This window comes from Leptolyngbya sp. 'hensonii' (assembly GCF_001939115.1).
Lineage (GTDB): Bacteria > Cyanobacteriota > Cyanobacteriia.
Map to the genome: position 1 here is coordinate 127,214 of NZ_MQTZ01000047.1, position 14,270 is coordinate 141,483.

Here is a 14,270-nt window from a genome sequence, read left to right on the forward strand (position 1 = left end):
CGTGCAGTTAAACCAGGTCATTATTGCCCATAAAGCAGCAGACTCGCTCAGCAGGCGTTGGGCTGAGACTCTGGCTAAGCAGCTCGAAGCACGAGGCTGTCATGTGTTGATGGGGCCTAGCGGCCCGAAGGACAACCCTTACCCTGTCTTTCTTGCCTCTGCCAACCAGAAGATTGATCTCGCTGTGGTTCTGGGGGGGGATGGCACTGCTCTGACCGCAGCCCGCAACCTGGCCGCCGATGGAATTCCGATTCTGGCTGCCAATGTGGGAGGGCATTTGGGCTTTTTGACGGAATCTGCCGATGACATCGCAGACTCGGAACACCTCTGGGATCGCCTGTTGGAGGATCGCTACGCAGTCGAGCGCCGCATGATGCTTCAGGCTACGGTGTTTGAAGGACACCGCACCAACCGGGAACCGATGAGCGATCGGTTTCTGGCCCTGAACGACATGTGTGTCAAGCCAGCCTCTGACAACCGCATGATTACCTCCATCCTGGAGATGGAGATTGATGGCGAGGTCGTCGATCAGTATCAGGGAGATGGGCTGGTGGTGGCCACACCAACAGGCTCAACCGCCTATACTGTGGCAGCGAATGGTCCCATCCTCCATCCCGGCATGGAGGCGATCATTGTCACGCCCATCTGCGCTCTCAGCCTTTCCAGCCGACCGATCGTTCTGCCTCCCGGCTCCGTGATCAGCGTCTGGCCCCTGATGGATCGGGACTTGAGCACTAAACTCTGGCCAGATGGCGTTCTGGGCACTTCGATCTGGCCGGGGCAGCGGGTAGACATCCGTATGGCAGATTGTCAGGCTCATTTTATTATTCTGAGAGAAAACTACTCCTACTATCAAACTTTGCGGGAGAAATTGCACTGGGCTGGGGCTCGTATCCGCTACGTCAACGATCACCGGAACTAAATCATCACCGTTTGTCCACAATCTCTTGAATTAATGCCTCAATTTTTCCGTATTGAGGGATACCATTCTGATAGTCTGGAGGAGGACGACAACCACCACTTTCAGCAGTGAAGATCTTTCACAGTTTGCTGCAAAATCAATCTACCCCCTTTAAGCTGATCTCTGATGTGTGAATTCGCGCCAGGTCAGGATTCACAGCTAGTTGCCCTGGGGAGCGTTCCGGTCTGTCGATCGCAAAGTCCATCGCAAACTCCTTGAGCTGCCCCGCTGGCCTTCCAGCCATGCCCCTTCATCACTTGGTAACCCTCATCCCTTTATCGAATCTTCCATGACGCAACAACTTCAACTTGAGTTACCAGTGAATACCCAGGCGAAGCTCCCTGCGATCACAGCCATTCTCGCCCTCTGCATTGCCCTGGTCTCAATTGCGTCTGCGGCCATCTTCATCAAATTAGGTGAACGGGAAATCAGTCCCTACGCCACGGCCTTCAATCGCTTCTGGATTACGACCCTGGCCCTGACCCTGTGGAATGGATTCAAATCCATCACTGCTCCCTCAGAACTAGAAGAATCCCTGGAACCCAATCCCTATAACGGGGTTGTCATTGGGCAACTGTTCCTGGTTGGCCTCTTCTTATCTGCTGATCTGGTTCTCTGGGCCTGGTCTCTGACTCAAACCAGTGTGGCTAATGCCACCCTGTTTGCCAATCTCACCCCCGTTTTTACCTGCTTGATTGCCTGGTTAGTTTGGGGACGGCGGTTTGAGCGCCAGTTTCTGATCGGCATGGTGATTGCGATCGCGGGTATCTGTGCGATTGGGTTGGGGGATTTCCATCTGGCTCCGGGAAAAGTTCAGGGGGATATTGCAGCCCTCCTGGCTGCCGTCTCGTTTAGCATTTACCTGTTGCTGTTAGAGCGGTTGCAACTCCGCCTCAAAAATTCTGCCATTTGTTTCTGGAGTTCGGGGATTGCGACCCTGGTCTGTCTGCCGATCGTGCTGATTGATCAAAACCCTGTCTTTCCTTCTTCCTGGCAGGGTTGGCTGACCGTCATTTGTCTCTCGGTCGTGTGTCAGATCATTGGTCAGGGCTTGCTGATTCACAGCCTGAACCACCTTTCAGCGGAATTCGTGGCCCTGTTTCTCCTGTTGGAACCTGTTCTGGCCGCCTTGGGGGCCTGGGCTTTCTTCTCAGAAAATCTGAGTTTATTTAACCTGGCTGCCTTTGGGATTGTCATCACTGGTATCTATCTGGCCCTCTCCAGTTCTGCTTCCTGTTTGAGTCACGGAGAGAAACCCCAAGGCTGCGATAGTCATTCTTGAAGCAACGGGGGTCTTACAGGGCCGCCCGATCGAAGATGACATACATCTGACTCACCCGCACCTCCAGGTTTTTGAGCTGGGGATTGTCTGAGGAAACAGTCTGATCTCCCGAAACAGCCCGATAGTCCTGCTCGTATTTCTGGGCCTTCTGGTAATTCACATCCAATCGCAGAATCAGCTTGCCACTATAGCGCTTGCCTAATCTGGTTTGCTCCAACAACACCCCACCCCCATAGTCCCAACCAAAGCCCAGAAACTGGAACTCACCCAACACCTGCCGCAGTTGATCCAGTCCCATCCCGATCCCAATCCCCTCCGGTGTCTTCCAGGCTGGCCCGAGATCTCGAATATCCAGCATTTGTCGGCGTCGGCTATCTTTCCAGACCACCAGGAAGGATTTTTCCGGCCCCAGATTAACGCGGGTGGCGGCGAAAGAGCCGATGCCTTCCGGCCCCAGGATGGTTCGGTCCTGTAGTTTGCTCCCCCCAAACAGCCTGACCAGATCGGCACGGGTCATCTTAGCTGTCACAGGCCCGACACGTACTCCCGGAATAATCCGTAGATCGTTCTGGGGCACCTGGGCCAGCAAAGTTGATGGGCTGAAACGTTCCGGATTGGAGGCCATTGGCCCGCTTCCCAGAGCATTGGCCTGAACTGTAGTGCCCAAAATGCCCAACCAGAGCAGGGAGTATATGCCCCCGCTGATCCATCGGTTATGATGCATAAGTTATTCTCCCCATTCAAAATAAGTTTTCATACTGATGGAACTCGTGATCGACCCAGCAATCAGGGTCAAAATCAGGAAGATGAAGCAACGAGTGCGCTGGCAGGCACCAGCGATCGCCGCTCGGGGGATTGACCAGACCCGCCTGGTGCTGGATGACGGTCAGGCTGAAACAGAAGCCTTTTCCTTTCTGGTGATTGGAGATAGTGGCTCTGGCAGCCCTCCAGACAATAATCCCCAGCGGCACATTGCCGATCAAATGGCACTTCACCGTGAGGATTGCCGATTCCTGTTACATACCGGAGATGTGGTCTACCTGGTTGGGGCCAGCGAATTCTATGGCCAAAACTTCATTGAGCCTTACCACCAATTCCTGGTGGGGGGAGACCACCCGGAGCGAATTGCATCCCAGCGGCTCCTTTTTTCATTCCCCGTTTTGCCAGTTCCAGGGAACCATGACTATTATGATTTACATTGTCTTTGGAGTTTACTGTTTCAGTTAACTCTGCCTGTGCTGGATCTGCTCACACCCAGACGCCGGTTGGATATTGGCTGGCATGGTTCTAACCAGGGGCAGGGCTATGCCCAGGCCTTTATGGATTGTCTGGCATCCCTCTCAACAGAAACTGATCTGGAAAAGCACCTGGATCGTCACTATACCGCTCAGACAGACACGGGCTCCTGCCTCCGCTATCAACCGGGTCACTTTACCCACATCCCAAACCGTTATTACACCTTCCAATATGGCGGGATTGACTTTTTCGCCCTCGATTCGAATACCTTTAACGCCCCAATTCCCCTGCCAGACAACCCTGAGGGCAGAGGCTATCGCCGCCACCTGCAGGAATGGTTGGTGCAAGTGGAACGGCAGCGATCGCGACTCCAACACCTCTCGGAACGGCTGCATTCCGATCAAGACAAGGATCGGGAACAACTGACCGATCTGCAGGCCCAGTGGCAGCAGATAGAAGAATTGCACTATGACATTACTAAACAACTGGCAGTCGATAGCAGTGCAGAAACGGATTGGGAGCAGTTAGACTGGCTCCGGCAGGGACTAATCCGTTCCTGGCGATCGTCAACGGCCCGGGGGCGCGTCCTGTACTTTCACCACCCTCCCTATGTCACCGAAGCCAGCAAATGGCGGCAGGGACAGACCCTGGCTGTGCGGCAGCGATTGCGGGCTGTGCTGGATCAGGTGGCCCTGGAATTGGGTGATCGGGCTAGCGATCGCCCCTTGGTTGATCTGGTGCTAAACGGTCATGCCCATTGCCTGGAGTATCTGGAAACCCAAGAGACGGGCCATGCCGATGCCCATATTCCCTGGATTGTTTGTGGTGGCAGTGGCCACAGTTTGCGTCGTCAGCGTCGCGAAGGAGCCCGCCTCCAGGAAATTATGGCGGGTCGAGAACGAGATGTTGCCGCCTCCCGTTTATTTGTAGGCCGATCGGGCCATGGTGAGTACAAACATCGTCCTTACTCGTTTTTGCGAATTGATGTAGAAGCGGGTTCCCCACCCCGCTTCGTGGTTCGCCCCTATATTTCTGACTGGTTTCAACACCGCTGGGAAGACCGCTCCCTGCCGCCGTTCGCTTTAAATGGCCCGGTTTTAGCGCAGCCAGGAACATAGCCTATGCAGGGAGGATACAGAGCAATCCTCCCTAAATCAAATTTTTGTGCCGCCACCCTTAAGCCTCAATTGCCTGAATCGCCTGCCAGCTTCGAGCCGAGCAGATGTCAGGGGTTAGTTCAGTGATTGGAAGCCAGCGAATTCCTTTGGGGCCAATTTCTGGGTCAGCACTTTGCAAGACTAGTGGCCTTGGATCTACCGAGCATTGATAGATCAGGTTAACCCCATGCAGTTGGCGGTTCTCTCCTTCAGGGAAAAAGCCTTCGACAACGGTTAGCAGTCGATCGACCCTAAACGCTTCAATCCCTGTTTCTTCCCGAACCTCTCGAAATAAGCCTGCCATCAGGGTTTCTTCCGGTCTCAACCCGCCTCCCGGCAAATCCCAACAGTCTGGTTCGGGAAACGTCATTTGGTGGATGAGCAGAATATCACCCTCATCGACAAAGCATCCCAGCACACTCATTCGCAATCTTGTTTCTAAAGCCATCGCATTAATAGAGCTGCAGACAGTGCTGCAGATAGGGTAAAAAATCATTCAAAGCTGGAGTAACTGCGCCAGGAACTTTGGCCTGTTCATCCCATCTTCTCAGTTGCACAGCACTGAATGCATGGGGAAGTTCCATGAACGTTGCCGCTTCTGTGGGCAAAAAAATCCCTCCCTGCAAGCCCAGACTATGCTGGGATGCCGGAGAGAGAGCTGAAAAATAATCAGTCTCTACTGCACAAAGATAACGCTTGGCTTCCACATGCAAGCGAATGGGTTCAGTCACCTCGATCGTAAATAGAGATTGTAACTGGATGGATGCAACATATTCATGACGATCGTCGATCTCCTCCAGCAATGCTAGATCTGGGTGGGGCAAGTCCAGAAGATGTCCCAGATCATGGAGCAGGCAGGCAGTGATCAGTTCAGGCGTTGCTCCGTTTATCTGAGCCAAATTGGCGCATTGGAGAGCGTGCTCCAACTGACTCACGGCTTCACCTCCATATTGCCTGTGACCTTCTGATGCCAGGAGTTCCAAAATTGAAGATAGGTGAAGTTGCATATTGAGATTGTATCTTTGCTGGAGGATGGGGTGGCAGGAATTCAATCCACACCACCCCGAACAATTATTGATTGACGGGTAGCCAAAACCTGAGCAAGTAATTTGAGTTAAATTTTGTGGGTCTTCGACCTGGCAAAATTTAGTGTTTACAACACTAGAACGTAAATGTAGTCCGAATCGTGCCGACATAAATCGTGTCATTGGCACTATTGTGTTCGGGACTGGTAATCACCAGGACACCCGGAGTAATGGCAATATAGTCGTTAATCTGGTAGCGATACAGGGCCTCAATGTGGAAAGAGGTATCCCTGTCTTGATTCGCTGCGATCGTATTTCTGGTGACTTTAGGCGGAATTCCAAAAATAATCGCCCCCAGGTTCCCCTTCTTGCCCAAATCTGGAAAAGCAAGGTTAACTGAAAAATTCAAGATATCAGCACTATTACTGGCAACCTGAGCATTGGCAAAGGTATAACCAAACCAGCCTCCCAGAACCACCTGGGGACTCAGGGCAATGCTGGCCCCAAAGTTGATAGAGTCAGAGGCAGTCGGGACATTATTGCCGAAGGGTCTCCTGGAATTCGCGCTCCCTGTCCCAGAGGTTACGTCAACGCCATTGCTTCCATTAAAAACAGGACCAAAGTAGGCATGGGAGTAAACCAAACCAATTTCAGACCAGTTATTGAATTTGTAGGTTAGCTGCCCCAGGGCACTATAGTTCCCGTTAAACAATCCATTATTCGAGAGGGGGCTATCTGGATTCCCAGCCAGATAGCCCAGAGTCAGCTCCAAGTCTTTGCCTAACCGTTGGATAACAACCGCGCCAGCACCACCACCCGGTGCCCGATACACTGGGTTATACCGTCCAAAGCGGGAGATAGAACCATTACCACTTCCTTCCAGAAAAGGGTTAATGGTGTCAATCACATCATCAAATTCAACCCCCTTAGCGGAGACGATGACCTGAGTGTTGTTGCCCAGCGGAAAGCGATAATACAGGTATTCCATTCCCAATGTATTGTTATCACTGCCATCAAAAGACAGGCGAGATTCAGCCGTGCCGGTGGCAATTGGCGTCAAGTTTCTTGCTTGTAAGCGAATCCTGAGGCGATCTTTGCCCATGAAACTGGTATCAAAATTGAGTCGGACGCGGTTGCCTAAAATCAAATTGTTGTTGACGAAGGTGGTCGTTGGGGTTTGACCACTCGGAACGGCAACCTTACCTGTAAAAGCCTCTACCACAGCAAAAATCACTTCGGCTCGAAGTTTGGTGGTGGTGGAAAACTGTTGGGCCTCTAGAGTAGCCGTTCTTGCTTCCAGCGCATCTACACGACCCCGCAGGGTAGCCAACTCTGCGGCAAATTCTTCTTGCAGTCGTTGCAGTGTCGCCAGATCTTCCTTGGTGGCCAGATTAGCTGTTCCAGCCGCAATCAACTCATTCACCCGATCCATACAGGCATTCAGACCTGCGGCAAATTCGTAGCGGGTCATGGCCCGATTGCCCCGGTAAGTGCCATCCGGATACCCTACAACGCAGCCATAGCGCTCTACCAGAGATTGCAAAGCCTGAAACGCCCAATCCGTCGGCTGCACATCAGACAACTGAGAAACGGAAGTCACCTGATTCATGGCTGAGTCTGCCTCAACAGGCTCCTGACTCAGGTCCCGAGCCACAGACATAACCTCTTGAATGGAAGGCCTCGGATTCACTGTAACCTGGGATTTCTCTACTTCGGCAGCGTTAGTGTGCGCTGTGAGACTTCCCATCAAACCTGCTGTTCCAATCGTAATTGCAGCAAACTTTAATAAATTCGATTTTGCGGTTGACATTCTAAATTCCTCACATAAATAGCAAGTGATCTGTTAAATCCAGTCAGAGCGATAATCCCCCAGTTGTCAGAGCGAAGCCATCACCTCCTCAGCCAAACCAAAGGACAGGGTCATTCCTGCACCACTGAGTGCATTGACAATCGTGACTCCAGGTTCAGGTTGTGCAACAAACTCTGTTTTTTCAGGAATTTTGGTGTAAACCCCATGCCAGGTTTCTGCAATTTCCAGGGATGGGAATTGGGCAAATTTCTGCAAATAATCCAGGACAATCTGGTTAATTTCCGATCGATCGAAGGGATCGGGATTCAACCCATACTCGTGGGAATCCCCCAGGGTCAGTTCCCCCTCTGGAGTTTGGGAAACCAGGACATGAATTCCCCAGCGAGGGAAATGGGGGGTTTCGGCAGTAATTCTGCTTTTCAGCGCCGCCAGGGCGGCACAGTGGCTGAAAGAACTGTAGTGGGTTAATGTTAGACCGGCACAGAGGCAGGGTCCCAGTTCCCAGTCATTGGCCTGGGGGACAGTGCGCATCATCTGCAATTTGACTTTGGTGATGCCGTTGGCCGCATAGAGGGTAGGGTAAAGGGTTTCAACATCTGCACCACTGCAGACAAAAATCTGATCTGCCCTCCAGGTTTCCCCGCCTGCGATGAGCTGAGGGTGGGCGATCGCCGTCACTACCGTCCCAAAGCGAAACTCGACCCCATAGCATTGCGTCAGAAAGGCGGGCATTTTGCCGATCGCCTCACGGGGGTCAACGGTCGCCTCCGTTGTACTCCACAGTGCTCCAAGCAATCCCTCCATCACTACAGCATGGCTTTTTTCAGCCACCTGCTGCGCCTGAAGCAGTTCAACAGAATATCTGGCCCCTTGGGTCGTGGCCACAAATTCCTCTAGCACCGCCCATTCATCTTCCCGATAGGCCAGATGTAAAGAGCCACATTGATCAAGGCTAAAGCCAGCCTGAGATGCAACTTCCAGCCAGATTTCGCGACTCCGCAAGGCCCGATCGAGCAACACCCCCACAGGCTGACCGATCGGCCAGACCATGCCAAAATTGCGAATCGATGCCCCTACAGCTTGAGGATTGCGCTCAAAGACCACAACTCGATGACCTTTGCGGGCAGCGGCCAGAGCATGGGCCAGACCCACAATTCCCGCTCCCACAATGGCAACTTCAGTCTGATGAGGCTGATTCATGGTTCTGCCCCTCAGGCCACTGCCAGATAGGTTTGAAAATCTCGCAATGAATCAAACAATCCATCGTGAGGATAGGCCTCCAGTTCCGATCGGGTGTGGGTTCCATTGGTGACCGCAAAGGAGTAGAGACAATTCGCATGATGCCCTGCTGCCAGATCAGAAGGGGTGTCACCGATATTGATGACCTGCCTGGAATCTCGGACCCCAAGCCTGTACATTGCCTTTTGAATCATGTAAGGGGCTGGTCGTCCCTCATTGTTGAAGATTTCTGAGGGGGTAATCGACGCCTGAATGATGGATTCTGCTGAACCCAAATACTCCTGATTCAAGCCTTGATCCCAACCCAGCCGATTCAGAATGATCTGAGTGACTTCTCGATAGAACCCAGTCGTTAACGCAATTTTGATGTTCTGTGCTTTTAACCAAGCAAATAATTCCAGACAACCTTCCGTTGGAACAACCGGTTGAGTTTGATAGTGTGTTTCTAAAACCTGCTTAAAGACTGCAAAAGAAGCCTCTACTTTAGTTTCATATTCTGGATGCTGCCTACCAATTTGCTCATCCCACAGCGTTTGAAAGACCTGCTTCTTGGAAAGCCCCATCATGGCATTACAGCGTTCAGGTGCGATCGTTAACCCCGTGTGATCGGCAGCTTCAAGGAAGCATTTCTCGACTTCCCGATTATCTTTGACTGTTGTTCCGGCCATATCCAGAACAACCAGTTCAATAGGTGCCCCCTGATTTAACTCTTTCAAACTTCCTCCTTAGTTCCTATCGAACTGTCAGTGCAATCTTTTATTTCTTTAGCCAGGCTTGGGTGCGTCGTTGCAGTCCTTGGGTTAACAATCGGTAAAAAACTCTAATTGCCATACTGGTGATAACAATGAGTGTTGACATTGCTGCTGCTGGAGCAATATCCCCCGCATCATCCATATTGACAATAGCTACAGCAGCCAGTGGCAGGGTGGGTGGGTAAAGGAAGATGATGGCAGAAATTGTCACCATCGAGTTAACAAAGAAATAGCCCCCAATTTCCAAAATAGTTGGGACCGAAAGGGGCAGGGTTACCTGCCAAAAGGTTTTATAAAATGGAACCGACATCGACGCAGAAACAGATTCAAATTCTGAGTCAAGCTGCTTCAAAGCAGTGGTTGCTGTGAGAAAACAAACAGTATAGAAATGGATCACATTACAGAGCACCAGAATGCCCATCGTGCCATATAAACCCAGGAAGGGATTGGAGATCGGCAGTCCGAGAAAGCTGGGATTGTTGAAGAAGAATACATAGGCTAATCCCAGAACCAGTCCCGGTAAAGCCAGCGGCACAGTAGAGAGAAAATAGGTGACCGATCTCAGCCAGATCAGTCCTCTGCCCTTTTCAACCAGATAGGCCCCCAGAAACACCGCGATCGTGCCAAAAATTGCGGTATACAATGACATCCAAATGCTGTTCCAGTAGGCTGCTGTCCCTCCTCCCCCCACATTGTCAAAGTTATAGTGCTTGAAGGTCAGGCTAAAGTTGTACGGCCAGACTTTAACAAAGGACGCCAGAATAATTGTGGCAAAAACCAGAACTGCAAATAAAGCAATCAGCAGACAAAACCCAAACATGACCCAGTCTAGAATTAGGTTGGGTTTAGGTTGGAGAGGAACCGCCCTGGCACTAACCAGGGACGTTTGTCGGCGTTGAATCAGCCGATCGGCCACAAAGGCAATCAGGGTGGGAGCCAGGAGAAATACACTGATGGTTGCGCCCATAGAAAAGTTTTGCTGCCCAATGACCTGCTTATAGATATCAGTGGCCAGAACGTTAAAATCACCTCCAACCACCTTGGGCACTCCAAAATCTGTGAACGCCAGGGTGAAACAAACAAAGATGGCACTCATCAGACCATACTTAACACTGGGCAAAGTAATCGTAAAAAATGTGCGCCAGGAGGGTGTTCTGAGGGCTTGAGCCGCTTCATAGAGCCTTGCATCGGTTAAATTCAATGCGGTGATCAGAATGATCAGTGCCTGGGGAAACAGGTAGAGCGTTTCGCCCAAGATAATCCCTACAGCACCATAGAGATGAATATCCCAACCCGGTAATCCCAGGATTCCGTTGGTGACTAACCCCTGTCGGCCAAAGAGGTAGACCAGACCGATCGCATGGGCCAGAGGCGGAATAAACAGGGGGAGCATGCCCAGGATCTGAAAGAATGCTTTACCCACCAAAGCAGTACGGGTTAAAGCATAGGCGTAGCCGAAGGCCAGTAACACAGCGATCAGCGCACTGGCGACAGCGATCTCCAGGCTATTCAGGAGCGAGGTTAGCAGTGCTGGTGTGGAAATGTACTGCACATAATTGGCCAAACCCACCCAATGGCCGTCTGTATCCTGAAAACTGCGGACAACCATTGGGCACAGAGGAAATACCACGCCAACCAGCAAAAAAGACGCGCCCAAAGCCAAAAATCCCCGCATCAGCCAATCCTCTGCCGTCATGCGATGGGTGATTTGCTGAGGAAAGTACCTAGCTAGCAAAGTTTGAGGGAAGGATTTCGTGGGAGGTGAGGTTGTCATAGGAGGTGCGATCGAAAAGACCTAAACCGCAAAAACTTGAATGAAGTCTGGTGGCAATTCTATGGACAGCTTCTCTCCCACATTGACCCGGAGAGATTGAGCCTCGTAGGTGGAGAGATCGAGGGTGAGGGGCTCTTTCGCATTGCCCTCTGGATAGACTGTTACCCGCAGGCCCGAGCCTAAAAACTCTGTTCCAGCGACCTCGGCTGTGAACTGATTGGCACCAGCTCTATCCGAAACGGATGCAATGACCCGAATGGCTTCAGGGCGAATCGCCAGGAGAACGTGTTGCTGCACCGGAAAGGTATTTTGAGGGGTTTCAAGGAGGAGATTGCCACAACGAACCTGGGTTTCAGCAGTCACCTCCCCCGTAATGAAATTCATGGTGCCGATGAAGTTGGCCACAAAGGGGGTACTCGGGTGTTGGTAGACCGCCTGTGGAGTCCCAATTTGAGCAATATATCCCTTATCCATCACCACGATGCGATCGGCCATAGCCAGCGCTTCTGCCTGATCGTGAGTCACCATAATGGTGGTAATTCCAAGACGTTTCTGCAACTGGGTAATTTCCGTTCGTAATTTAATTCGAACCTGCGCATCCAGGGCTGAGAGAGGTTCATCCAAAAGCAACAGTCCAGGGGAAAGGGTCAACGCTCTGGCCAGGGCCACCCGCTGCTGTTGGCCACCTGACATCTGGGCCGGATATTTATGCTCCAATCCCTGCAAGCCAACCAAGATCAGTAACTCCCGAACTCTGCTTTCTACCTGAGATTTGGCTGTTTTAGTATTCTGCAATCCGTAGGCAATATTTTGTATCGCCGTAAGATTAGGAAACAATGCATAGGATTGAAACACAATGCCAAAATCCCGGCGAGCGGGAGGCAACCGGGAAACATCCTTCCCTCCCTGAATCACTCGCCCACGAGTCTGAAATTCCAATCCAGCAATAATTCGCAGCAGGGTCGTTTTGCCGCAGCCACTAGGTCCTAACAAGCAAACAAACTCTCCAGGGTAAACATCCAGATAGATATCTCGGAGAGCGACAAATGGACCGAATGTTTTAGAAACATTCTCAACTTGCAAGTAGGGCTGTCCCCGTTCAGCAGCAATAGAACTTGCAGCATGAGATAGGCCAGATTCCGCTGATGTCGCAAGGGAGACCTGATCATCCTGAGGAACAGAGCCAGGAATTGGTTCGGGGGGATAAGTCATGGGATAATACCGACTGCTAAGGGTACTATGCAGAGTACTGAACAGAGAATGCCGCCAACCTTGCCTGAGCAAGGATTTTCCGCCACCCTCACAGGCAAACCTCAAGGGTAAACGCCTGGATAGAATTAGGTCCGTTGGAGATCGTGATCCAAGACAACCCCCCTTTCACAACAGCGTCCTGGGATTGGTTGCACGGTTAGATGGTGGCAGCCACCTAACCGTGCAAGATTAGCCTCTACAGAAATCCAGCGCTGATCAACGCTACTTTTTGGGGGCTGATTTTGAGTCGTAACGAGTTGTCCATTCCTTCAAGATCAGATCCCGGTTAGCCGCAGCCCATTTGAGGTCATTTTTTGGGTATAACTGCTTGAGCGGATCAGCAGGATACCCGGCAGGCGGAGGAACGTCCGTCTTAATGGCCGTAATGGCAAAGTTCTTGGCGTACTCCTTGGAGACCTCCTCGGAAATTGCCCAATCCAGGAAGGTCTTGGCTGCGGGCTTAATCTCAGCCTTTTTGACCAGCGCATTTGCCTCAACATCCCAACCCGAACCCTCGACAGGGAAAACGGGCTCAATGGGTTCACCATCATTCTTCTGCTTGACGGCGCGGTAGCCAAAGGAAATGCCGATTAGATATTCTCCAGCACCAGCCATTTTGCAGGGTTTAGACCCTGAATGCACATACTGCGCAATATTTTCGTTCAGCGCATCCAGATAACTCCAACCATCCTTTTCCCCCTTCATTTGCAACAGGGTTGAAACCGACAGGAAACCTGTTCCAGAGGATGCCGGGTTCGACATAACAATCTGCCCTTTGTACTCTGGCTTGGTCAGGTCAGCCCAGGATTTGGGAATCGGGAGGTTCTTCTTCTTGGCCTCGATCGTATTGACACAAAATGCTGATTCCCAGGCATCAATCCCGACCCAACGGGGGGGGTTGGCCCCATCCCGAAAAAGAGCGTTCACTTTTTCGATTCCTTTAGGGGCATAGGGTTCCAGTAGGCCCTGTTTATCTGCCACCAACAAACTGGAAGCCGCCAATCCCCAAATTACATCTGCCTGAGGATTGGATTTCTCTGCGAGAAATTTGGCTGTAATGACTCCAGTAGAATCTCTAACAATATTGACTTTAATGTTTGGATATTGCTGATTAAAGCTAGCCAGATAAGGCTTGATTTGGTCATCTTCGAGTGCAGTATAAACTGTTATTGAAGAAACATTTCCACCTTCTGGTTTTGGATCAGAGATTGCTGTAGAAGAAGTGGAAGTGGGGCTATTTCCAGTTGAATTACTAGCCGAGTTTTCAGAACAAGAAGCAATAGCAAAGGTCAAGGCAACAAAAGCTGGAGCTATCCAAAGGGAGATAGCTCGCCGACTCATTGGAGACATAATGTTATCTCTGATACCTTGTTGTAGGCGATGATTTCAAAAAGGATAATAGGCTATCTACCAGAGAAATGAGTTAATTTACGATTAAGGAGATTTCTCAAGGGCACTTCTCGCAGCCCATTAGATCAATTCTGCAAGAGAGGGCAGGGGGAGACGCCCAGCGATTGATCTGCCACGTTTAATTGATCCGCAGCAGACCATAGACATTTTCATTATCTGTGGGAGTACCCAGGGCATGGGAAGCTAAATTGTCCATGAAAGTGGGTAGAGCACGGAGCGATCGCACCCTGGGTGTTGCCATCACCCCGGCCTGAGACTGCAACTCTGGGGTGACGATGAACAGAGCCCCCCCCTTGCCCTGACCAGGGTTGGCTCCGGCCCCCCCGATCGCCTCATTCCGAAAAAATTTCACCTGGCTGAGCATGACTTGGCC

The 14,270-nt window shown here is 51.3% G+C and carries 14 protein-coding genes; 3 read left to right on the top strand and 11 right to left on the bottom strand.

Annotation, left to right across the window (positions count from 1 at the left end):
* The first annotated feature begins 1 nt into the window (after position 1).
* Positions 2-922 carry an NAD(+) kinase gene (locus BST81_RS20070; RefSeq protein ID WP_075600290.1) on the top strand — a complete coding sequence of 307 codons (921 nt, stop codon included), beginning with the start codon at positions 2-4 and terminating at the stop codon, positions 920-922.
* A 136-nt stretch (positions 923-1,058) separates the two neighbouring features.
* On the opposite strand, the gene BST81_RS28195 is transcribed toward BST81_RS20070, so the two are convergent.
* Positions 1,059-1,205, bottom strand: a complete 147-nt coding sequence (locus BST81_RS28195) for a hypothetical protein (protein WP_171974810.1) — start codon at positions 1,203-1,205, stop codon at positions 1,059-1,061.
* 45 nt (positions 1,206-1,250) lie between these two features.
* On the opposite strand from BST81_RS28195, the gene BST81_RS20075 reads away from it, so the two are divergent.
* Complete coding sequence (locus BST81_RS20075; protein WP_075600291.1) at positions 1,251-2,243, top strand: DMT family transporter; 993 nt, start codon at positions 1,251-1,253, stop codon at positions 2,241-2,243.
* Between the two features lie 13 nt (positions 2,244-2,256).
* Here the strand turns inward: BST81_RS20075 and BST81_RS20080 are convergent, their stop codons facing one another.
* Positions 2,257-2,967, bottom strand: a complete 711-nt coding sequence (locus tag BST81_RS20080; RefSeq protein WP_075600292.1) for a hypothetical protein — start codon at positions 2,965-2,967, stop codon at positions 2,257-2,259.
* 82 nt (positions 2,968-3,049) lie between these two features.
* Between BST81_RS20080 and BST81_RS20085 the strand changes: the two genes are divergently transcribed.
* Positions 3,050-4,597: a metallophosphoesterase gene (locus BST81_RS20085; protein ID WP_253188397.1), complete on the top strand. Its 1,548-nt coding sequence runs from the start codon at positions 3,050-3,052 to the stop codon at positions 4,595-4,597.
* A 58-nt stretch (positions 4,598-4,655) separates the two neighbouring features.
* Here BST81_RS20085 and BST81_RS20090 read toward each other — a convergent pair whose 3' ends face one another.
* The 9 genes from BST81_RS20090 to BST81_RS28200 all read right to left on the bottom strand — a co-directional run.
* The gene (locus tag BST81_RS20090; RefSeq protein ID WP_171974811.1) at positions 4,656-5,084 is read right to left on the bottom strand and encodes an NUDIX hydrolase; all 429 of its coding nucleotides are present in this window, start codon (positions 5,082-5,084) and stop codon (positions 4,656-4,658) included.
* Between the two features lie 4 nt (positions 5,085-5,088).
* Positions 5,089-5,844, bottom strand: a complete 756-nt coding sequence (locus BST81_RS20095) for a phosphonate degradation HD-domain oxygenase (RefSeq protein ID WP_363080486.1) — start codon at positions 5,842-5,844, stop codon at positions 5,089-5,091.
* A complete protein-coding gene (locus BST81_RS20100) occupies positions 5,798-7,321 on the bottom strand; it encodes an iron uptake porin (RefSeq protein ID WP_253188402.1) in 1,524 nt (507 codons plus the stop codon). The genes BST81_RS20095 and BST81_RS20100 overlap by 47 nt, the downstream gene beginning before the upstream one ends.
* A 216-nt stretch (positions 7,322-7,537) precedes the next feature.
* On the bottom strand, positions 7,538-8,671 hold the full coding sequence (locus BST81_RS20105) for a TIGR03364 family FAD-dependent oxidoreductase (protein WP_075600297.1): 1,134 nt from the start codon (positions 8,669-8,671) through the stop codon (positions 7,538-7,540).
* An 11-nt stretch (positions 8,672-8,682) separates the two neighbouring features.
* On the bottom strand, positions 8,683-9,426 hold the full coding sequence (locus tag BST81_RS20110; protein WP_253188404.1) for an HAD hydrolase-like protein: 744 nt from the start codon (positions 9,424-9,426) through the stop codon (positions 8,683-8,685).
* 40 nt (positions 9,427-9,466) lie between these two features.
* Positions 9,467-11,236: a putative 2-aminoethylphosphonate ABC transporter permease subunit gene (locus BST81_RS20115; protein ID WP_075600298.1), complete on the bottom strand. Its 1,770-nt coding sequence runs from the start codon at positions 11,234-11,236 to the stop codon at positions 9,467-9,469.
* Positions 11,237-11,257: 21 nt separating this feature from the next.
* Positions 11,258-12,448, bottom strand: coding sequence for a putative 2-aminoethylphosphonate ABC transporter ATP-binding protein (locus BST81_RS20120; RefSeq protein WP_083636969.1), 1,191 nt, complete (start codon positions 12,446-12,448; stop codon positions 11,258-11,260).
* A gap of 261 nt (positions 12,449-12,709) precedes the next feature.
* Positions 12,710-13,837, bottom strand: coding sequence for a putative 2-aminoethylphosphonate ABC transporter substrate-binding protein (locus BST81_RS20125; RefSeq protein ID WP_083636970.1), 1,128 nt, complete (start codon positions 13,835-13,837; stop codon positions 12,710-12,712).
* A gap of 178 nt (positions 13,838-14,015) precedes the next feature.
* Positions 14,016-14,270: hypothetical protein (locus BST81_RS28200; RefSeq protein WP_171974812.1), on the bottom strand; the 255-nt coding region annotated here is incomplete at its 5' end.